Annotated in this window: 14 protein-coding genes; 6 read left to right on the forward strand and 8 right to left on the reverse strand. The window is 59.5% G+C overall.

Annotated elements, in window-relative coordinates; translation table 11 throughout:
* Positions 1-12: 12 nt before the first annotated feature.
* The 6 genes from NQ519_RS00150 to NQ519_RS00175 all read right to left on the reverse strand — a co-directional run bounded on the left by NQ519_RS00150 (position 13) and on the right by NQ519_RS00175 (position 11,998).
* Positions 13-1,584, reverse strand: coding sequence for a fasciclin domain-containing protein (locus NQ519_RS00150; RefSeq protein ID WP_019150096.1), 1,572 nt, complete (start codon positions 1,582-1,584; stop codon positions 13-15).
* Between the two features lie 34 nt (positions 1,585-1,618).
* A complete protein-coding gene (locus NQ519_RS00155; protein ID WP_019150095.1) occupies positions 1,619-3,184 on the reverse strand; it encodes a fasciclin domain-containing protein in 1,566 nt (521 codons plus the stop codon).
* A gap of 26 nt (positions 3,185-3,210) precedes the next feature.
* A complete protein-coding gene (locus tag NQ519_RS00160) occupies positions 3,211-4,710 on the reverse strand; it encodes a RagB/SusD family nutrient uptake outer membrane protein (protein WP_019150094.1) in 1,500 nt (499 codons plus the stop codon).
* 12 nt (positions 4,711-4,722) lie between these two features.
* Positions 4,723-8,070, reverse strand: a complete 3,348-nt coding sequence (locus NQ519_RS00165; protein ID WP_161603969.1) for a SusC/RagA family TonB-linked outer membrane protein — start codon at positions 8,068-8,070, stop codon at positions 4,723-4,725.
* Between the two features lie 36 nt (positions 8,071-8,106).
* Positions 8,107-10,347, reverse strand: coding sequence for a fasciclin domain-containing protein (locus tag NQ519_RS00170; RefSeq protein WP_083870948.1), 2,241 nt, complete (start codon positions 10,345-10,347; stop codon positions 8,107-8,109).
* Positions 10,348-10,486: 139 nt separating this feature from the next.
* Positions 10,487-11,998: a sulfatase-like hydrolase/transferase gene (locus tag NQ519_RS00175; protein WP_019150091.1), complete on the reverse strand. Its 1,512-nt coding sequence runs from the start codon at positions 11,996-11,998 to the stop codon at positions 10,487-10,489.
* Between the two features lie 204 nt (positions 11,999-12,202).
* On the opposite strand from NQ519_RS00175, the gene NQ519_RS00180 reads away from it, so the two are divergent.
* The 6 genes from NQ519_RS00180 to NQ519_RS00205 are packed head-to-tail and all read left to right on the forward strand — an operon-like array spanning position 12,203 to position 20,052.
* Positions 12,203-13,768, forward strand: coding sequence for a sulfatase family protein (locus NQ519_RS00180; protein ID WP_019150090.1), 1,566 nt, complete (start codon positions 12,203-12,205; stop codon positions 13,766-13,768).
* Position 13,769: 1 nt separating this feature from the next.
* On the forward strand, positions 13,770-15,158 hold the full coding sequence (locus NQ519_RS00185) for a sulfatase family protein (RefSeq protein ID WP_019150089.1): 1,389 nt from the start codon (positions 13,770-13,772) through the stop codon (positions 15,156-15,158).
* A gap of 25 nt (positions 15,159-15,183) precedes the next feature.
* Positions 15,184-17,247, forward strand: a complete 2,064-nt coding sequence (locus NQ519_RS00190; protein ID WP_019150088.1) for a glutaminase family protein — start codon at positions 15,184-15,186, stop codon at positions 17,245-17,247.
* Between the two features lie 9 nt (positions 17,248-17,256).
* Complete coding sequence (locus tag NQ519_RS00195; RefSeq protein ID WP_019150087.1) at positions 17,257-17,505, forward strand: hypothetical protein; 249 nt, start codon at positions 17,257-17,259, stop codon at positions 17,503-17,505.
* Between the two features lie 8 nt (positions 17,506-17,513).
* Positions 17,514-18,617, forward strand: coding sequence for a glycoside hydrolase family 76 protein (locus tag NQ519_RS00200; protein ID WP_019150086.1), 1,104 nt, complete (start codon positions 17,514-17,516; stop codon positions 18,615-18,617).
* A 25-nt stretch (positions 18,618-18,642) separates the two neighbouring features.
* The gene (locus NQ519_RS00205) at positions 18,643-20,052 is read left to right on the forward strand and encodes a sulfatase family protein (protein ID WP_227901062.1); all 1,410 of its coding nucleotides are present in this window, start codon (positions 18,643-18,645) and stop codon (positions 20,050-20,052) included.
* A gap of 60 nt (positions 20,053-20,112) precedes the next feature.
* On the opposite strand, the gene NQ519_RS00210 is transcribed toward NQ519_RS00205, so the two are convergent.
* Both NQ519_RS00210 and NQ519_RS00215 read right to left on the reverse strand, forming a co-directional pair.
* The gene (locus NQ519_RS00210) at positions 20,113-20,598 is read right to left on the reverse strand and encodes a methylglyoxal synthase (protein ID WP_019150084.1); all 486 of its coding nucleotides are present in this window, start codon (positions 20,596-20,598) and stop codon (positions 20,113-20,115) included.
* A gap of 18 nt (positions 20,599-20,616) precedes the next feature.
* Positions 20,617-21,027, reverse strand: a complete 411-nt coding sequence (locus NQ519_RS00215) for a DUF5606 family protein (RefSeq protein ID WP_019150083.1) — start codon at positions 21,025-21,027, stop codon at positions 20,617-20,619.
* Positions 21,028-21,037 lie beyond the last annotated feature (10 nt).

Consider the following 21,037-nt stretch of genomic DNA (forward strand, 5'->3'; position numbering starts at 1 on the left):
TCTTTTTTGGGGTTAATAATTATCGGTCGGGGTGAGAACGATCCGTCCCACGCAGATCCGGCGCTTCTCGCCCGCGGTGAACTTGCCGGGAATGACAATCCGCAGTTCGAGCGGCTGGTATGTGCCGGTGACCTCGTATTCGGCGGAAAGCAGCCCGATCACATCGTTCCCGGTGGCCAGACCGTTGTCGAACGCATTGGCGACGATTCCTTCGGCACGTCCGATCAAGGTCATGTCGTTTTCGCCGTGGACCTGGTAAATGTCCAGAATGTCGGTCTGGTTGGCATTGTTGAACTTGTAGCTGACCAGATGGCACTGAATCTTGTATTTGCCCGGCATGACGCTGAGCGGGATATTCGTCAGCGATTCTTGATCGTAGGTGCAGCTCTTGAACTGGTAGTAGTTGTCCTGGAAATTGGTCGTGTATTGGAGGAAAACCGCCAATTTGTCGGGAACCAACCGGCTGTTCGCATTGTTGATCGTGCTTTTGTAGGAGTCGTAGGTTCCGGGATTCTTGGTGATGGAGCCTCCGCCGTCGATGATCTCCTTGCGCAAGAAGTAGGGATTGAACCAGAAGCTCTCGAAATAGACGCTGCGCGGAACGTAGCACCGGCTCATGGGATAGACGCGACCGTTGCTCATCTCAACGGGATCGAGCACCGTCTGGTAATCGGTGCGGACATCCTTCCCGAGCACCGATCTCAAGGAACTGTTCGGCTGGAAATCGACCACCCCGCTGTGGAGCGACGCCTGCATCATCCAGTTCACCCACTTGACGGTGTCCTCCTTCGTCACTTCACGCTCGACGCTTTCCAGATACTCCGTCTTCTCCCGGAACATCGCCTCGAAAGCCGCATTGTCCGGTGCGAGAATCGTATAGCGCACGCTTTCGTCGTTCAGGTCGAGATCGTTCAGCAGGTCGTTCTTCACGATCCACACCGAATCGTAAATGATCCGGCCGTTCTCGTCAACGCCTGTGATCGGGCTGTTCTCCTTGTCGAAAACCCGCAGGTTATGCGCGAAAAGCGTGTCGCGGAAGCGCGAATAGTCGTCGCCGACCTCTTCGAGCCACTGGTAAAGGTTCTTCCGGGGCGTAAGCCAGTCGGCAGCCCGGTGGACGACCCCGTTTTCGAAGACCCGGTCGAGCTCCGAAAGCGCGACGCCATCGACGGTGTACCCCTCCGAGCCTTTTCCCACGGTGAGATATTTGCCCGCCAGAGTCCCCACGGTCGAAAGGCGGTCGAGATTACGGCTGAAAACCGTCGTGATCGAAATATGGTTACGCACCAGGCGAATCTTCTCCGACGGGCTCATCGAAGCGACCCCGGCAGGCATCGGGTTGGCCGGAGCCCAGACCGTCACGAGGTCCGTGCCCGACAGAGTTTCCGTCATGCCGGTCTCGGCGACGAGGTTCACGAAGTCGGAATAGTCGGGCATCTTCTCCAGATATTCGAGGACGCTCCCCTCCCTGGTAGCCGTTTCGCCGCCCGTATAGTAGTCGTCCACGGCGTCGATGCAGGCCGAAGCGGTCAGGAACGCCAGGCAGCACAACGCTTTTACAATCTTATTTTCAGGAATATACATAAGTTTCATTTTTTTGATTCTGCCACAAATGAGATTATTCCACGGGAACGAACACGATGCGGTCGAATCCGCAGGTCCCGCCGACGGAACCGACCGTAAACCGCACCGTATGGGCCTCCTCGCTGGTCAGCGTACGATTGCCCCACGATCCCACTTTGTCGCCGTTGACGAAGTTGCGGTCGCTGCCCATCGACACGTCGTCCCACAGGATGTTGCATTTGCCGCCGTAGTCGGCATCGTTCGACTTCTCGATCGTGAAGGTGTAGGTTCCGGCAGGAAGCACGGGGATGTCCACTTCGAGCCAGCCGATGTCGCCCATGTCCCAGTAGAGAGCGTCGTTGTTGAGATAGCGGCCGTTATCCACGTAGGCGCTGTAATACCACACCTGCGCACTGGTCGAGGGAATCGACTCCCAACGGATACCGGGAATCGAGAGGTCGTTTTGAATCAGGTCGAATTTCTGCACTTCGCTGCCCTCGCTCTTCTCGGCGCGGTAGAAGGGAATCGCCTGGAATTCGACCTTGTCGGTCGGCTCCCACACCACGACGTAATGGGCCATGGTTTCCGGGAGCAGCCCCAGATTGTCGATTTCATGGACATAACCGTTCTTGGCCGGAATGTCACGCCGTCCATCGACGATGCGGAAACTCTCCTCGCCGGCCTGGGGGTTGAAGTCGATGGCGCTGCCCGTGTCGAGCACCGAAATGCCCTTGATCTCGGAACAGGAGTAGATCGTCATGGACTTATAGCCCGAGGGGAAGGTGGTCAGCTCGGCATATCCGTTCAGTTTATCCATCAGGTGATAACGCACATACTGATAGAAATCCGACTCGGGATCGGCGGGATCGCCGCCGCCGAAATAGGCTATCAGATCGTCCAGACTGTTGATGCCCCGGCGGCGGAACACCTCGTCGGAAACGACCAGCACGGTCTTGTTCTCCCGGATGGTGGTCTCGTTGATCGTCCGGTAGGTGTTGTCGAGCCATTCATCGAACCCGCTGGCCCGGAGCGCCCCGGTGAAGATCGAATAATCGGAATTTCCGGAGATAATCCCCCAGACGCTCACGGTCAGAGGCTCCAGCAATTTGTCCAGCGTGTGTATCACGCCGTTGGTAGTCTCGATGTCCCTGCGGACGAGGAAAGAGGGCTCCTTGCCCTCGCCGTTGTCGATATAACGCTGCTGCGTCACGACATCGACCCCGGCCGTCAGGTAATCGCCGGTAAGGGTCGGCAGCGAAAGTTTCAGCATCAGGTTCGCGCTGGCCATCTTCGCACCGTTGATGATGTGGTAGCGCAGCAGGAAATCGACCTCGTCGTCCGGCATCTCGGCGATCGACTCGTAATCGGTCTTCTCCCGCAGATAGGTCCGCACGGCGTCGTTGTCGGCGACGAAGCAGGTAAACCGGCTGGCACCGAGGTTCATGGCGTTGTAGAGATCGACTTTGCGGAGCATCTCGACCCACATCGAAAATTCGGGCTGACCGGAAAGCCATTCGCCGACAGGTTTCTCGTCGTAAGCACGGAACACCTGATCCTTGAACGGGTCGTTGCAGCTGCCCAGCAGCAGCGAACCCGCTATGATTGCTATGATTTTACGCATAAGGTCCTTTTGTTTGGTCGGTTAGGTTAGAGGTAATAAGGGTTTTGCACGAGCACCCCGCCGCTGGCGACCATGTCGCTCTCGTTGATCGGCAGGAAATAGCCGTAGGTATTCTGCAATTTGGCTTCGTAGAGCGGACGGTCCTTGGCGGCCACGTTTTGAAGCAGCAGTTTGACCAGCTTGCTCTTGTACTTTCCGTCGTCGCGGATGGCCACCCGCACCAGGTCGAACCAGCGCTTGCCCTCAAAACAGAGCTCCCGCAGGCGCTCGTCCAGCACCAGGTCGATCATTTCGGACTGACTGGAGGGCATATCCGGGTGCACCGTGTATCCGGCACGCTCCCGGATCTGCCGGACAATCGCATAGGCTGCGGCCATGTCGCCCTCGCCCTCGCGCATGACCAGCGCCTCGGCGCGCATCAGAAGCACGTCGGCCAGACGGTAGAAAATCCAGTTGGCGTCGCGGCGTCCGGATTCCCGCAGGTTACTGACGCCGCGCGCCGTTCCGGCATATTTCCAGATTTTGCCGCTGGACTCGATATAACTGCCCCCGTCTCCGCGCTGATCGGATTCATCGGGAAACTCGTTGAACTTGGCGACGGCGGCGTCCGAAACGGCATAGTTGTTCGCATTGGCGCTCTCATTGTAAAACCACGCGAAAAGCGAATTGTTTTGGAGCTGCATGCCGTCCCACTGCAACTCGATGATGCTTTCGGAGGAGTTTCCCGGGTAATAGAGACCGTACCAGTCGTCCGTGGAGAGCAACGTATAAAGGCCCGATTTTTCGATATTTTCACACATGCCGATCGCCTCGTCGTACTCCCCGAGCCAAAGGTAGATGTCGGCGGCGAGGGCATAGAGCGCCCACACCGTAGCCCGTCCCTTGTTCTCCCACGAACCGGGATCGTAAGCCACCGGGATCAGCTGCGCACATGCGCGGAGGTCTGCGACGACGGTTCTCAGAATATCCATGCCGTCGCTCTTCGGAATCCGGAACTCCTGCCGGTCGTTCAGATAGGGTTCGGTGATATAGGGCACGTCCCGGAAGGTGCGGACCAGGTAGAAATAGCAGAGCGCCCGCACCCACTTCGCCTCGGCGATATACGCTTCGCAAGCCCTGTCGGTAAACGTCTTGTCGCGCGGCAGCACGTCGGCCGCATACCGGATGACCGCATTGCAGCGGCCGATGGCGTTGTAAAACGGCTGCCATTTGCAGATCGGGTTGTCGGACTTTATATCGAGCCCCTTGACTGCCAGCATATTCTCGTTGGAGGTCAGGCCGGGGCCCAGCTCCACCACGTCCCCGCGCAGCTCGCCCCAGCGAACCAGATATTCGAGGCTGCTGCGGAGCTGCTGGTAAGCGCCCATCATAACGGCATCGACCTCCTCCTTGTTGTTCCAGAACTCGTCGATCGGCTGTTCGTTCTCGGGTCGCACATCGAGCCAGTCATTGCATCCCGAGGCCCCGGAAACCGTCAGAAGCAGCAGGAGTGTTTTCAGAAGATTGAAAAAGTATCTCTTATTCATAACTCGCACAATTTAGAAGCTAAACGAAATGTTGAACGCGATTTTTCGGGCAGGCGGCGTACGGCTGGTGTCTATCGCCAGACCGTAGGCACCCGCTCCGACGCCCACCTCGGGGTCCTGTCCCGAATAGTCCGTCAGGGTGAACAGGTTGTAGGCCGTGGCGGAAAGCACCATGTTCATCAGCCCCAGTTTCCGGCAAAAATTCTGGGGAACGCGATAAGTCAGCGTAATGTCCTTGACCTTCAGGAACGATCCGTCCTCGACGTATTTGCTGGAACCCATCGAGTTGTAGTTCACGCCCCACAAGGCACGGGGCACGTCGGTCTGGTCACCTTCGTAGCGCCAGCGGCGAAGCACGGCCTTCGACTGGTTGTTACCGGTGTTCATATTTTCAAGGTCGTGACGCACCATATTGACAATGCTGTGTCCGAGACGGAAATGCAGCGAGGTGCGCAGCTGCCAGCCCTTGTACTTCAACACGAGACTTCCGCCTCCGGTGAGCGTCGGGAACGAAGAACCGAGGTATACGATGTCCTGCTCGTCGATCACGCCGTCGTGGTTCAGATCCCGGTACTTGGCGTCTCCGGGGCGCATGCGGGTGGTGCCGCCCACGCGGATGGGAACCGTATTGCCGTTGACATCGCGGATAAGCTCGCCCTGGGCGTCGCGGGCCAGCGTCTCGTCGTAATTCTGATAAACGCCATCGAAAATATAACCGTAGATGGAGCCGATCGGGTTGCCCTCCATGATCTTCCGGGGGTAATTGCCGTTTCCGATCGTGTATTTCTCGGCGATCATGCTTTCGGGCAGCGAGGTGATCTCGTTGACGTTGCGCGAGAGGTTGATATTGGAGAGTCCCAGCCGGAAAGCGCCTATTTTCACGATGTCGTTCAGGCTCACCGAGAACTCCCAGCCGCGGTTGCGGATGTCGCCGCCGTTATACCGGCGCACGGAGCTGTAACCGGTCGTCGATTGAATGCTCATGTTCTCCATGATCAGGTCCGAGGTTTTCTTGTCGTAGTAGTCGAAACTGAACCGGATCATATTCCGCTTGAAGGCACCCTCCAAACCCAGGTTGTACGAGGAGACGATCTCGGGTCTGAGGTTGTCGAGCTGCATCTGGTTGGGCTTGATCGAAGGACGGTCCATATAGGCGTCCTCGTATGCGAACGTACCCGTAACGAAACTTGCGGCCGGAACGCGCTCGCTCTGTCCCCAGCTGGCTTTCAGGCGCAGTTCGTCGATCCATTTCGCCTCCTTCATGAATTTTTCGTTGTTGATTCGCCAAACGGCGGAGAGCGAAGGACGGATGGCCGACCAGCGGTTATTGCGGCCGGTGTTGGAATTGGCGTTCAGACGGCCGGCGATGTTCAGGGCATAGCGTTCGTCGTACACGTAGTTCAGACTGCCCGCGAATCCGAGCGTACGCCGCTTGGCCCAGGCCGAATTCATCTTGATGATCTTGCCTTCGGACGAAGGCGAGCTGACCGCTTCGGCGCCGCTGCCGGTGGTCGTGATGCTGTAACTGTTGTTGTTGGTGGCTTCGATCTGCTCTTGAAGCGTCGCCTGAATGCTGTGCCGGTTGATGTTCACTCCGTAGTTGATATTGACATCGGCATAGGTTACGGCCTTGTTGGACTGCGCTTCGAGACCCTGGTTGTAATTCTGATTGGACCACTTCACATTCATCACCGACGAGGGCAGGAAACCGTTGGTACGGACGGCCGTGAGACGGTAAGAGATATTGGCCTTGATGTTCAGACCCTGAACCGGCGCATAGTCGATGCCGAAATTGGCACCCACGGTGCGCGCCTTGGTCCGCTGGGTCGATTCGAGCACGTGGGCGAGCGGATTGGGGAACGTCTTCTGGATGGAGCCTTCGGGCGTGCTGAAATACTCGCTGGTCGGATTTCCATACTGGTCCAGCACCCAGGGGCTCACGTTGGGCATCTTGATCATGGCCGTGTTGCGCACCGGCTTTTTCAGCTGGTCGTTGATGGCGTAGACCGAATTGGCCTCGTTCGTCGCATTCTCCGTCGCGCCGATGGCCAGGTCCTTGGACGTGGAGCCATAAGGCTGGTTGCGCGTCGATTCGGTGTAGTCGAATTTGGAGGAGACGCGGAACTTCCGCGAGAACTTGATCGTCAGGTTCAGGCGCGAGGTGATGCGCGCGAAGTCGGTCGCCTTGGTCGTACCGTCCTGATCGAGGTAGTTCAGCGAAAAGCGGTAATTGGCCACCTCGCCGCCGCCGTCCATCGCAAAGTCGGTCGTGGAGGTAAACGCATTCCGGGAAATGAGATCCAGCCAGTCGGTATTGCAGTTGAACTCGTTGAAATATTCGTAGGAACGGTCGTAGAGGATGTCCTTCTGGTTGGTCAGCGTCCTCACGCGCTGCTGGTCGTAGTCGCCGTCCTTGATCCAGTTCCACATGGCGTCCTGCATCAGCGTCACGTACTCCGGACCGTTGAGCAGCGGAATCGGCTTGGGATCGAACGCAAAGTCGAATTTCTGATTGAAGGAGAAGACGGGCTTATGCACGCCGCCCTGCTTGGTGGTGATCAGCAGCACGCCGTTGGCCGCACGGGGGCCCCAGAGCGCGGTGGCCGCCGCATCTTTGAGGATCTCGATCGACTGGATGTCGTTCGGCGAGATATTGAGCAGGGAGCCGAAATCCTCCACGTTGGCATCGCCGAAGTTGAAATCCTCGTCGATGTCGTTGTCCTGCGGAATGCCGTCGATCACGATCAGGGGTTCGTTGCTGGAGTTCAGCGACGCCGAACCGCGGATGCGGATCGTGGAGACCGTACCGGGATCGCCCGACGCCGCCACGATGTCGAGATTGGCCATTCGGCCCTGAATCATCTGGTCGATGGAGGTTACGCTCATATCCTCGAACTGCGTCACGTCGAGAAATTCGGTAGCCGTACCGAGGTTCTCGCGCTTGACGCCCTGGTCGTTCTTACGCACGATCTTGCCCTCGACGACGATGGACTGGATCGACTTGGCATCCTCTTTCAGACGCACGTCGTAGACCCGCTGCCCGGTATAGGGGACCTTCTGGGTGATATAGCCCACGAAACCCGTAACGATGGTCAGCTCCTTCGCGTCGGCGGGCACGCTCAGAATGTATTCGCCCTGAATACCCGTTACGGCTCCGACGATAATTCGCTGATCCTTGTTCTGCAAGTAGACCGTGGCGCCCGGCAGCACGCCCTGGCTGTCCGACACGACACCGCGCATCGTATAGCTCTCCTTCTTCTGGCTTTTGGCGCTTTTGGAGGATTGCTGCGCCTGTGCCGGAGAGAAATACGGCAGCAGGCACATGGCGGCCATTATTAGTAGAAGTGAAAAGTTTTTCATCATCCGCTGGTATGTAGTTTTGATTTTGGTTCTGACTTAGTTTCCGTACATCGTGCGATAATCGAAGCAGGTGGTGATGGAATAGGTCGCACAGTTGGTGCGCAGATTGATCACCCCGGGTTCCGTCGTGATGGAGTTGCCGGCCATGTCGGTAATCGTCAGCGACTCGGGATTCTCGGGATTCCACGCGATAGCCATCGTCTTGGCATCGACCTCGTTCTGGTACTCCGACAGCGTGACGTAGGTTCCCGAATAGGGCTCCTCCGTCGCTCCCTCGGGACCGAGACCCGGCAGCAGGTAATAGTTGAGCTTGTTTTTCTTCAGCGGCACGAAATAGTACTGGAGATATTTCCGCAGCTCCGTCACGTCGCCATCGACCACCTCGGGGATCATTCCCGCCGCCTTGGCGGCGATAACCGCCTCGTTGGTCGGGAAGAAGACCAGTCCGTCGGCGATCGGGGTGACCAGACCGCCGCTGTTGTTGCCCAGGCCCGCCGTGATCATCAGGGCCTTGAACTGCTCGTATTCGGGCAGCTTACCGGTCTCGGAGTAGGCTCCGACGCGGGCGGGAATCACCCGGTCGATCTGGTAGACCGTTCCGTTTTCGGTATCGAACGTCGCCTTGACGACCAGCTCCCGGCCCGAATAGTCGTAAAGCGCCTTATCCTTTATATAAAAATAGGTCTTCTCGTCCTTGGCGATGAAATAACGCAGGTCGTCGGTTTCCGCCAGCTCGGGAAGAGTTCCGTAGACGAACTGGGACATCACCAGATTCGACACCTGGTTGGCGTTCATCGCACCGGACCTGCTGCGGAACGCATAGTCGCCGTTCGTCCCGGTTCCCTCGCTCGACGAATAACCGGCCGTGGCCAGGTCCTGATCGTTCTGGATGAAGAGCGTGAAGCGGTTGTTGGGATCGACCGTCTGATTGTACATGTTCTTCGTGTTGAAAGCCCGCGCGTAGAACGAAAACTGAGGATAGCGGAACAACGGGGCCGTCAGGTAGGTGAAGACAGCCGGTTCGAACACTTTGTTCATCCCGTAAATGACGCCGTTCGAGCAGTAGGTCACGCTGCGCAGCTCCGACGACGAAACACGGAACTGCTCGCCGTTCACGCCGGCCACCGGACGCCGGTCGAGCTCCGAAGGCAGGATCAGATCCTGGCTCCCGTAGACATGGGCCCGCAGGAAATGGTATATGGCGTTTTTGGGAATCAGGCTCAGGAAATCGTCCGAGGTCTGCGTGCCGTACTCGCTGAAATACTCCTTCATATACTCTTCCAGCACCTCGTCGTCCGGCAGGAAACAGTTGACCGAATAACGCAGCGGACGGTCGAAGACCACGCCGCTCTCGTCGTGATAGGTCCATTCGCTGGCGATTTCCGGAATCTCGGCCGTACGGCTGGGCTCTTTCCAGTGGTAGAAATAGAAAAGCGAGTCGCCCGACGACGCAGCGTAGTTCTTCGACACGGACGCGTCGTACTTGTAAAGGCTGATCCGGTCGAAAAGGCCCTTGCAGAGCGAATAACCGGCTCCGGTCCCCGAATTGTCCGACAACTCTTTATATATGGTGCGCGAAGGCTCCATCACCTTATCGACGATGTAGAGATAACCGTTGTCGGTAGGAATGCCGCTTTCGATCACGGCGGCGTTGCCCGCATAAAGGCGGTCGTCCGAACCCTGCCAGTTCACGTCGGGAAAGAATTTGCGGTAGTCGCCCTCCGCATCGGAAATCCCCCGCTTGGCGAACATCCGGGTCGAGAAGACGGGCATGTACTTCTCCCGGGAGAAGAGCTTCACCTTCCGCCGGGTCACCGGGTCGGTATAATCCTCGATGGCGGCACGCCCATACGTCTTGTACTTGTAACAGGAGCCGTCGCCCGCATCCGTCCCGTCCTCCGAAGAGGTCATCGAGAAAGAGAGGAAATCCTCCGTCGTGTAGGCGAACTGGATCATGTGGCAGCCTACGAGCAGCGTGAGCTCCTCAACGGGAACCTGATCTACGTCCGACGTTCCGTACCTGCCTTCGAGATAACTGTCGAAAGCATCGTCGTCGGGTGCAAAAACCGTCACGAGTCCGCCGCCGTCCACAAGCCTGCGGTAACCGCTGCGGTCGAGCGCCTTAATGAAGCTGGTGAAATTGCCTCTGCTTTCGAGAATCCGGCAGGTCGTTCCGAGCGAATATCTCCCGCCGTCCTTCTCATCCGTCGATTCACAGGCGGCGAGGAAGAGCACTGCCGCCGAAAGCATCAGCGACCATAGTCGAAATACCTTCATACAAATTGGTTTTAGGTTTAGTAAGTTTTACTCGATAACAAAGAAAGGCTGTTTCCGAGAAAACAGCCTTGAACTCTTATCCAAAAAACGTCATTTTTTGGTCAAATCGGGTGAAAGCGGCCTTGCAGCCCGTTCTGGGCTATTTCGCATCATTCATAAACAAGGCCGTCTGCTTCCACTCGCCGCGCGTTTCGTTCGTCTGAGCGGGGCCCGGAGTCGAACGTCCGCGCTCGATATGCTCCCTCATCCGGGCGGTCAGGCGCCGCACGACATCGGGATGTTCGCCGATCACGTTCCGCGTCTCTCCGGGATCGCTCTCCAAATCGTAGAGCTGCATGGCGGGAAGCGTGGCCATATACTCCCTGTCCTTGGGCAGGGTCGGGAAACTCCAACCGCCGGAACCGGCCGTAAAGAGAATCTTCCAGCGGCCCTCGCGCAGCGAGAAGCAGCCGGTGTTCGAATGGTGCACGGCATCGGGACGCACGTTTCGGCCCTCGCCCGTCAGCACGCCCCAGAGACTGTAACTGTCCTCGCCTTCGCCGGGCGTGAGCCGGTAACCCGTCATCTCGGCGAACGTGGCGTAGAAGTCCGTGAGCGAAACGAGCCCCTGCTCGACGCGCCCGCCGTTCTTTCCGCCCCGCGACACGATGAGCGGCACGCGGTGTCCGCCGTCGAAAAGGTCGGACTTATACCCCCGGTAAATATAGCTGGGATAATGTCCGTCGGCCTCCATCTGTCTCACCCCCGCCCCGTGGAAACAGCCGTTGTCGGCGGCGAAAACGATGACGGTGTTCTCGTAAAACCCCTGCTCTTTGAGCCGGGCGACCACCTGCGCCACCACGTCATCGACCATCATCACGAAATCGCCGTAGGGCGAAAGCCCCGACTTGCCGCGGAACTCCTCGGAAGGCAGGATCGGCGTATGCGGGGCCGTCAGCGGCATATAGAGGAAAAAGGGCCTGTCCTTACGCTGCCGGGCGATGTATTCGAGCGATTTGCGCGTAATCCGTTGCAGACACTCCCCATGTTCGAAGTCGGCGCCCTGCGGACCGCTGCGCTGCAACAGGAGCCCCTTGCCGTCAGCGGCGGTCCGGTCCGGCAGCGCCGTCACCCGGTCGTTCTCTATATATACATAAGGTGGCATGTCCAGCGACGCCGGGATGCCGAAGAAATAGTCGAATCCCCGGGTCACGGGACCGCCGTCGATCGGACCGGAGAAATCCACCTCGCCGTCGCGCATCGCCCAGTTCCACCCCAGATGCCACTTGCCGATGCAGGCCGTCGAATAGCCCTGCTCCGAGAGGAAGGTGGCGATGGTGCGGCGGTCGGGGGCGATCAGCGGCGGGGAGTAGCTGTTGGTAACGCCGCTCTTGAGCGTCGTGCGGAAAGCGTAGCGCCCCGTCAGAATGCCGTAGCGCGAGGGCGTGCTGACCGAAGAGCCCGAATGGGCGTCAGTGAAGGTCACCCCTTCCCGGCAGAGCGCGTCGATGGCAGGAGTTCGAATCCGCGATTTTTCATTCAGGGCCGACACGTCGCCGTAGCCCATGTCGTCGGCCAGGATAAAGACGACGTTGGGCTGTGCGGCACAGGCCAGCGAAGAGGTCAGGGCGGCAGCCGAAACGAGCGTTGCACGCTTGTCGAATTTCATCATATACGTCGGAATTAGGTTCGTAATTTCAGGAAAGGTAAAGGAAAAAATCGGCCCGGTCAACGCCCCGCCGCACCCGAACGGGGGTTTGGTCATTTTTTGGCCATATTTGGACAAAATAGAGCCCCCGGTCTGTCCCGATCCGCCTAATTTTGTGTCATCCGCTCCGGCGACCGACTAAAATTTCAATCTAAAATCAAATATCCGATGAATCCTGTTAAAATCCCGCTGGGTGCGACCGCGCTGCTGCCACTGGCAGTATCGACCGCAACGGCCCAGGAGACGGGAGCTTCCGCCAAACCCAATTTCGTCTTCATCATGACGGACCAGCAGCGCGCCGACCTCTGCGGCCGGGAGGGCTATCCGCTGGATGTCACCCCCTTCGTGGACCGTATGGCCGGCGAGGGCGTCTGGTTCGACAGGGCCTACACCCCGGCGCCGATCAGCGGTCCCGCCCGCGTGGCGTTCCTGACCGGACGTTTTCCGAAAGCCACGCGTGTGAAGTCGAACCACAATATCGAGGATGCGGTCTACAAGGACGACCTGTTCTCTTTCGCCCGCCGCAACGGATACCGCACGGCCCTCGTCGGCAAGAACCACGCCCACCTCAAACCGCAGGACGCCGACTGCTGGCGGCCCTACAACCATTTCGCCCAGCAGGGCCGGGTGGATGAAAAGGCCAAAGCCTTCAACCGCTACCTCGGCACGACCGATATGTACGCCGACTACGATCCGGCGCCGTTCAGTCCCGAGATGCAGCACCCCTGGCGCATGGTGGACGACGCGCTGGCATGGATCGGCAACGGTGATGACAAACCCTTCATGATGTGGCTCTCGTTCCCCGAGCCGCACAATCCCTATCAGGTCAGCGAACCCTACTACTCGATGTTCCCGCCCGAGAAACTGCCGCCGATGCGGACCGACATCCGGGACCTTGCGGTGAAAGGACCGGAATACGAACTTCTCCACGAGATGATGTCGCTGGGGCATGCGGGTTACTACGAACACCTCGGACGCCTGCGCAGCAACTACCACGGGATGATCCGCCTGATCGACGACCAGATAGCCCGTTTCGTGGAACAGCTCCGCAAAGAGGGCCTGTACGAAAACACGGTCTTCGTCGTGATGTCCGACCACGGCGACTTCGCCGGAGAATACGGGCTGATGAAGAAGGGCGTAGGGCTCTCGGACATCGTCGCGCGCGTGCCGTTCGTCTGGTTCGGCGGCCCGGTCCCGGCGCAGGGATTGAGCCATGCACACGTCTCGCTGGTGGACGTGTTCCCCACCTTCTGCGAGATGGCCGGGGGCGAGATTCCCGAAGGCGTGCAGGGCCGCAGTCTCGCAAACGTCATCGGCGGCGGCGACTACCCCGAGGAGGAGTTCCGCAGCGTGATGAGCGAAGACGGCTACGGCGGCCAGTACTACACCAAGGAGGACGGAACCGACTATGCCCGGGAGGGAGCCACCCGGAAGAAGCCCGGATTCTTCGACGAACTGAACACCTGGACGCAGAGCGGTTCGAGCCGCTGCGTGCGCATGGGAGACTGGAAGCTGGAATTCGACATGCTGGGCAACGGCCGGATGTACAACGTCAGAAAGGACCCCTCGGAGATGAAAAACCTCTACGGCAACAGAAAATACGCCGCCAGACAGCAGGAGCTGCTGGCCGAACTGCTCAAATGGGAGATCGCCACCGACGATCCGCTGCCGCTGCCCCGTCAGCGCTACCGCTTCAAGCGCAACCCCCACAACTACCTGTTCTGCGCCGAATAAGATGGAGATGAAAGCAACCCGCATCGTCGTGACGGCCGCCGCCCTCGCGGCACTCCCGGCGGTCGCGGCCGCCAAACGGCCCAACATCGTGCTCGTCATCTCGGACGACACGCGCATGCTCGACTTCGGCTGCTACGGCAGTCCCGACGCCGTGACGCCCAACATCGACCGGCTGGCAGCGGAGGGTCTGCGCTTCACGCGGTTCTTCCAGGCGACGGCGATGAGCTCGCCCACGCGCCACTGCCTGCTCACGGGCCTCTACCCCGTGCGGTCGGGCGCCTACCCCAACCACACCTACATCGACGACGGCGTAGCGACCCTGCCCCGATATCTGAAAGAGTGCGGCTACCGGGTGGCCATGCAGGGCAAACGGCACATCGCGCCAATGAGCGCATTTCCTTTCGAGGAGCTGGCCAAGCCGAACGCCGATGTGAATCCCGCACGGATCGAACCGTTCCTGCGCGAAGTCGCCGAAAGCGGCGAGCCGTTCTTCCTCTACGTGGCCTCGCACGACGCCCATGTTCCGTGGACGCGCGGCGATCGCTCGCTCTTCGATCCGGCCACGCTGACCCTGCCCCCGACGCTGGTCGATACGCCCGAGGTCCGCGACCTGTACGTACAGTACCTGGCCGAAATCAACCAGCTCGACACCGATGTCGGCCGCATCGACGCCCTGCTGAAAAAATACGGACTGGACGACGACACGATCTTCATCTTCACCAGTGAGCAGGGACACCAGTTCCCTTTCGCCAAGTGGACCTGCTACGACGCCGGTCTCCAAACAGCCTTCATCGTGCGCTGGAAAGGCGTCACGCAGCCCGGCACGACCACCGACGCACTGTGCGAATATGTCGATGTGACCCCCACGCTCGTGGAGATCGCTTCGGGCGCGGTGCCGAAGGGCCTCGACGGCAAGAGCTTCAGGAAGGTGATCGAAGGCAGAAAATCGAGACACAAGCAGTATGTCTTCGGCATCCAGACCTCCCGGGGCATTCTCAACGGCCCCGACCACTACGGCATCCGCTCGGTCCGCGACGAACGCTACCTCTACATCCGCAACCTGACACCCGAAGCGACGTTCCAATGCGTCATAACGAAGCAGGAGTACTTCAAGGAGTGGCAGCGACGGGGCGCCTCGGGGGACGCATTCGCCCGGGAACGCGCCGGGCTGTACCAGAAACGGCCTGCCGAGGAGCTGTACGACATCGTGAAAGACCCCTGCCAGATGCACGACCTCGCCGCAGACCCCGCCTGCGCGAAGGTGATGGCCCGGATGCGCCCGAAGCTCGATGCGTGGATGAAAAGCCAGGGCGACCTGGGGGCGCAGACCGAACTGGACGCGACGCAGCACCTGCTGAGCAACCGCAAGAAAACCCAAAATACAAAATGATAAACTATCTTTGATTTCTGTACGAATGAAGAAAAACCTGTTCATAACGATTCTGGCGGCCGCATCGCTTCTTGCGACCGCACGGGCCGCGGAGCCCGCGCAACGGAACGCACTGCGCGCTCCGGCCTATCCCCTGATCACCATCGACCCCTACACCAGCTGCTGGTCCGCGGGCGATTACCTCTACGACAGCCACACGACCCACTGGACCGGCCAGCCGTTCCCGCTGGTGGGTGCGCTGCGCGTCGATGGCAAGGTCTACCGTTTCATGGGCATCGACGCCCCGACGGGAGCCTTCGATGCCAACTTCGGAGGCGAACGCCATTTCTCCGTCCCGGCCGTGCAGCGATCGGCCGACGTGCAGGCCATGCAGACCGTCTACGAATTCGTCTGCGGCCCGGTGGCGCTGACGCTGACCTTCACGGCGCCTCTGTTCCTCGACGACCTCGACCTGATCTCCCGCCCGGTGAACTACATCTCGTATAAGACCCGTTCGCTCGACGGAGCCGCACACGACGCACAGATCTATTTCGAGGCGTCGCCCGCCTGCGCCGTCAACAATGCCGAGCAGGAAAGCGTAAGCAAAAGCTATCGCAAAGAGGGCCTGACGTTCGTCAGCACGGGAAGCAAGGAGCAAAAAATACTCCACCGCAAAGGCGACCAGATCAAGATCGACTGGGGCTATTTCTACCTCTCGGCCGCCGACAACGGCACGACGCAATCGGTGGGCGGCGCCATGACGCTGCGGAAGGCTTTCGCAGCGAACGGAAAACTCGACGGCAAAGCCGCCTCCGCGGACAATGCCAACATCGCGGTCGCCCGCAGCCTGGGACGCTCGGTCGAAGCCGAAGGCATGGTCATGGCCGGATTCGACGACATCTACTCGATCCAGTATTTCAAGACCGACCTGCGTCCCTACTGGAACCGCAAAGGCGACAGCTCGATCGAACGCCAGTTCGCGCTGGCGGCCCGGGACTACACGGCCCTGAAGCGGAAATGCGGGGAATTCGACCGGGAGCTGATGGAATCGGCGACCCGCAGGGGAGGCCGGAAATACGCCGAACTCTGCGCGCTGGCCTATCGGCAGGCCATCGCCGCCCACAAGCTCGTGGAGGCCCCCAACGGCGACCTGATGCTGCTCTCGAAGGAGAATGCCAGCAACGGCTCGATAGGAACCGTGGACATAACCTACCCCTCGGCCCCGCTGCTGCTCTACTACAACCCCGAACTGTGCAAGGCGCTGCTCAACCACATCTTCTATTACAGCGAAAGCGGCAAATGGAAGAAACCCTTCCCTGCGCACGACGTGGGCACCTATCCCCAGGCCAACGGACAGACCTACAAACACGACATGCCGGTCGAGGAATCGGGCAACATGCTCGTGCTGACCGCCGCCGTCGCGGCATCGGAAGGCAATGCCGAATATGCCCGCAAACACTGGACCGAGCTGACCCGATGGGCCGACTACCTCGTCGAGAACGGACTCGACCCCGACAACCAGCTCTGCACCGACGACTTCGCGGGACACTTCGCCCACAACGCCAATCTCTCGATCAAGGCCATCATGGGCATAGCCTCCTACGGCTACTGCGCACGGCTGCTCGGCATGGAGGAGACCGCCGCCAAATACGCCGCCAAAGCCAGGGAGATGGCCTCGGAATGGGTGAAGATGGCCGACGACGGCGACCACTACCGTCTGACCTTCGACAAGAGCGGAACGTGGAGCCAGAAATACAACCTCGTATGGGACAAACTGCTGGGCTTCGACATCTTCCCCAAGGAGGTGACGCAGAAGGAGATCGCCTACTACCTCGGCAAGCAGAACCGCTACGGACTCCCGCTCGACAGCCGCCGGCAGTGGACCAAGGCCGACTGGATCGTTTGGAGCGCCACGCTGGCCGACGACCGGGAGACCTTCGAAGCGTTCATCGAACCGCTCTGGAACTTCATGAACGAAACCGTACTGCGCGTGCCGATGTCCGACTGGTACAAGACCGACGTGCCGGCCCATGTGATTTTCAAGGCCCGCGCGGTGGTCGGCGGCTACTGGATCAAAATGCTCGAAGGCAAATATACGAACAATAAATAACGACCTACGATGAACCATACACTCGCAGCCCTCGCCCTGGCGCTGCTGCTCGGTCCCGGAATTTCCGCGCAGGCCCGCAGCAGCCGGAAAAACGACGACCGGAAAGCCTCCGTATCGTGGAGCGCGGCGGCGGACTACGCCACCGGTACACTGGCCGACAACTTCTGGCGCGTACCCGACAACGGGTTCGTCGGCAAACAGCCGCCGTACCACTTCACCAACGGCGTGAAAGGCGCCGAGGACTTCCCGAACAACTAGCTCACGGCATGGACGTTTTCATCGACGCCTACCTCCGGGCGCAGCGCGAAGGCGACAGCGAAGCCGAAGCCTTCTACAAAGAGTGCTTCGACAAGGGTTACCGCGACCCGATCGGCACGGGCGAAGTCAAAAAACAGACCGGCATCCTCTGGACCAGCTACGGCATGAAGAAATACGCGGACATCTCGGCATGCTTCGGAAACCAGTTCGTCGATGACATGGAGTGGCACGCGCTGACGCTGATCCGGCTCTACGAGGCCACCGGCGAAGCCGTTTATCTGCGCGAGGCGCAGAAACTCTACGCCCAGATATGGAAAGCCTGGGATCTGCCCGCAGCCCGCGACGTAGGCGGCAACGGCGGATTCATCTGGTGCTACGGGAAAGAGAACACTGCTCAGGGATTGGCGAAGAACGCCTGTTCGAATGCCCCCGGCTGTCTTGCGGCCATCCGCCTGCACGAAGTGAAGCGACGGACTCCGGCCGCGCGCTACCGCGCCGACTCGCATCCCGACTACGCCGATTTCGACTATCTGAAAAACGCCGAAACGGTCTACGAATGGATAGCCCGCGAACTTTTCAACCGTGAAACGGGACAGGTCTACGGCTCGTTCTCGCAGAAGAAGGGCAAAATGACGGCCTACTCGCTCACCTACGATCAGGGAACGTTCCTCGGAGCCGCCCACCTGCTCTACCGCTACACCGGCAAGAAGCTCTACCGCAACGACGCCCTGAAAGCCGCCCTCTACACCATCACCCATCCGGGCATCACCAAAGGCGGCATTCTCCGCGACGAAGGGGCCGGAGGCGACAACTCCTTCTTCAAGGGAATCTTCATCCGTTACGCCGTCGAGCTGGTGAACGACCGCCGCATCAAGCGCAAGGCCCGCATCCAGCTCTACGACTTCATCCGCCATCAGGCCGAAACCCTCTGGACCGAAGGTCTGGGACGCGACGAGGCCGGAAACCCCAAAGGTCTGTTCTCACCGGACTGGAAGCTCACGCAGGAACAGGCGGCCCGCAAGGGCGGCGACTATCAGAAGCCGAAACTGGGATGGCAGGTCAGCGGCGCAACGCTGCTCGAAGCCATGAACATGATGAAAGATCCGCGTTAACGACAAATTCACTAATTTTACCGCCATGAACAAACTGAATCTGAATTCCACGCTGCTCAAAGCCTCCGCACTCTCCGCGGCGGCACTGCCCGCAACGGGCATGGCAGCCGAAAAAAGCAAACCCCAGAGCGACCGGCCCAACATCGTGGTGATCGTGGCCGACGACCTGCTGTCGTCCGAGCTGAGCTGCTACGGAGGAAAGAACATCGTAACCCCCAACATCGACAGACTGGCCAACGAAGGAGTGCGGTTCACCCACAACTACGCCTCGATCGCCATGAGCGTACCCATCCGCGCCTCGATGTACACGGGTCTCTACCCCGTCCGCCACGGCTCCTACCAGAACCACAAGGCGACCTTCGGGGGGACCAAGACCGTCAACGAATACATGCCCGAAGAGGGTTACCGCGTAGGCCGCGCCGGCAAGAACCACCCGATCACTCCGTCGGTCTACAAATTCGAAAAGGTCCCCGGATTCACCGTAGGCTGCACGGCGAAGAGAGCCCCCTACAACGTGGACGGCATCCGCGAATTCGTGACCCGCGACGACAATCCGTTCCTGCTCTACGTGTGCAGCATCCACCCGCACGCGCCGTGGACATGGGGCGATCCGACGGAGTTCGACAAGGACAAACTCGTGATGCCCGAAAACTGCGTGGACAATCCCAAAATGCGCGAGATATTCACCCACTATCTGGCCGAAGTCCGCGCGCTCGACAACGAGGTCGGCTCGGTGCTCGAAGTGCTGGAAGAGACAGGCAAGCTCGACAATACGATCGTCATGTTCCTCGGCGAGCAGGGGCCGCAGTTCCCCGGCGGCAAATGGACCTGCTGGTATCCGGGCGTGAACAGCGCGCTCGTGGCCCGTTACCCCTCGAAAATCGAACCGGGAAGCCTGTCCCACGCCATCGTGCAATACGAAGACCTGCTGCCCACGTTCCTCGACATCGCGGGCGGCAAACCGCGGAAGGAACTCGACGGCATCAGTTTCAAGAAAGCGCTGTTCGGCGAATCGCAGAAAGCCCGCAAGTATGCCTACGGCATCCACAACAACATTCCGGAAGGCCGTCCCTACCCGATCCGCAGCATCCGCGACGAGAAATACGCCCTGATCTGGAACCTGACGCCCGAAAAGGAGTACCACGAAAAGCATCTGATGAAAGATCCCCCCAGCAACACGGGCGTCTGGGAGGCGTGGAAATCGTCGGAGAATACGGACCCCAAGGCCAAACGGCTGATCGACAGGTTCGTGCACCGTCCCGAATTCGAATTCTACGACGTGGAGAACGACCCGTGGGAGATGAACAACCTGGCCGACAAACCCGAATACCGGAACCGGATCAAAAAGATGAAGAAGGAACTGGAAAAATGGATGGAACAGCAGGGAGACAAAGGCGCCGCAATGGACGTGAGCTTCCCGGGGCAACCCAAATGACAAACGACGAAAACGGGCGTGAAATTCACGCCCGTTTTCATTCTACCGATACCTCTCCGTCTATTTCAGCACCCGCTCGACGTAGGCTTTGTAGTCCTTCACGACGGGTTCGTACTCGTCGTCCTCGAACAGCGGCGAAGAGATCAGGAAATCCGCCGAAGAACGGTTGACGGCCGTCGGCACGTTGTAGAGCGTCGCCAGACGCAGCAGCGCCTTCACATCGACATCGTGCGGCTGGGCCGACATCGGGTCCCAGAAGAAGATCAGCGCGTTGATCTTGCCGTCGGCGATCAGCGATCCCAACTGCTGGTCGCCGCCCAGCGGGCCCGATTTCAGCAGCGTGATCCGCAATTCGGGCTTCGGCTCGTCGTCCTCGTGCTCCTCCTTGTGATCGCGCAGCGTCTTTTCGACCATCTTGCCGGTCGTTCCCGTGCACACCAAGTGGTGACGGCTCAGTTTGCGGCTGTTCCAATCGACCCACTCCGCCAGGTCGCGCTTCATGTTGTCGTGGGCCACCAGGGCCAGCACCTTCGTCTTCTTGTCCATGATTCCGATGCGTCAAAGTTATTTCGCCTCCTCTTCAACGGGGAGCTTGAACTCCGTGAATCCGGCCTGCACGAGCGTGTTGTACCACGCGAAGCATTTCTTCATGTCCGAAACGTGCACCCGGTCGCGGTCGTACTCGGGAAGCACCTCGGCGAACGCGGCTTTCAGCTTCTCGGGAGCCTCCTTGTGACTGATCGCCTCCTTGCCCCCGGTGTGGGCGTAAATCCGGGTGAAGACATCGGCCAGCGCGATGTCGTCGCCCTCGGTGAACATCGAAATCTCGGTCAGGGCGCTCACCTTGGCATTCGCCGCGGCATTCATGCGCCGGCCGTCGAGCAGCGACTCGACGATCACGCCGTTCTTCGACTGCGCCACGTATTTATAAAGTCCGGGCTGGCCCGAGATGGCCAGAATCTCTTTCAGTTCCATAGTGATTGCG

This window comes from Alistipes senegalensis JC50, from assembly GCF_025145645.1.
Lineage (GTDB): Bacteria > Bacteroidota > Bacteroidia > Bacteroidales > Rikenellaceae > Alistipes > Alistipes senegalensis.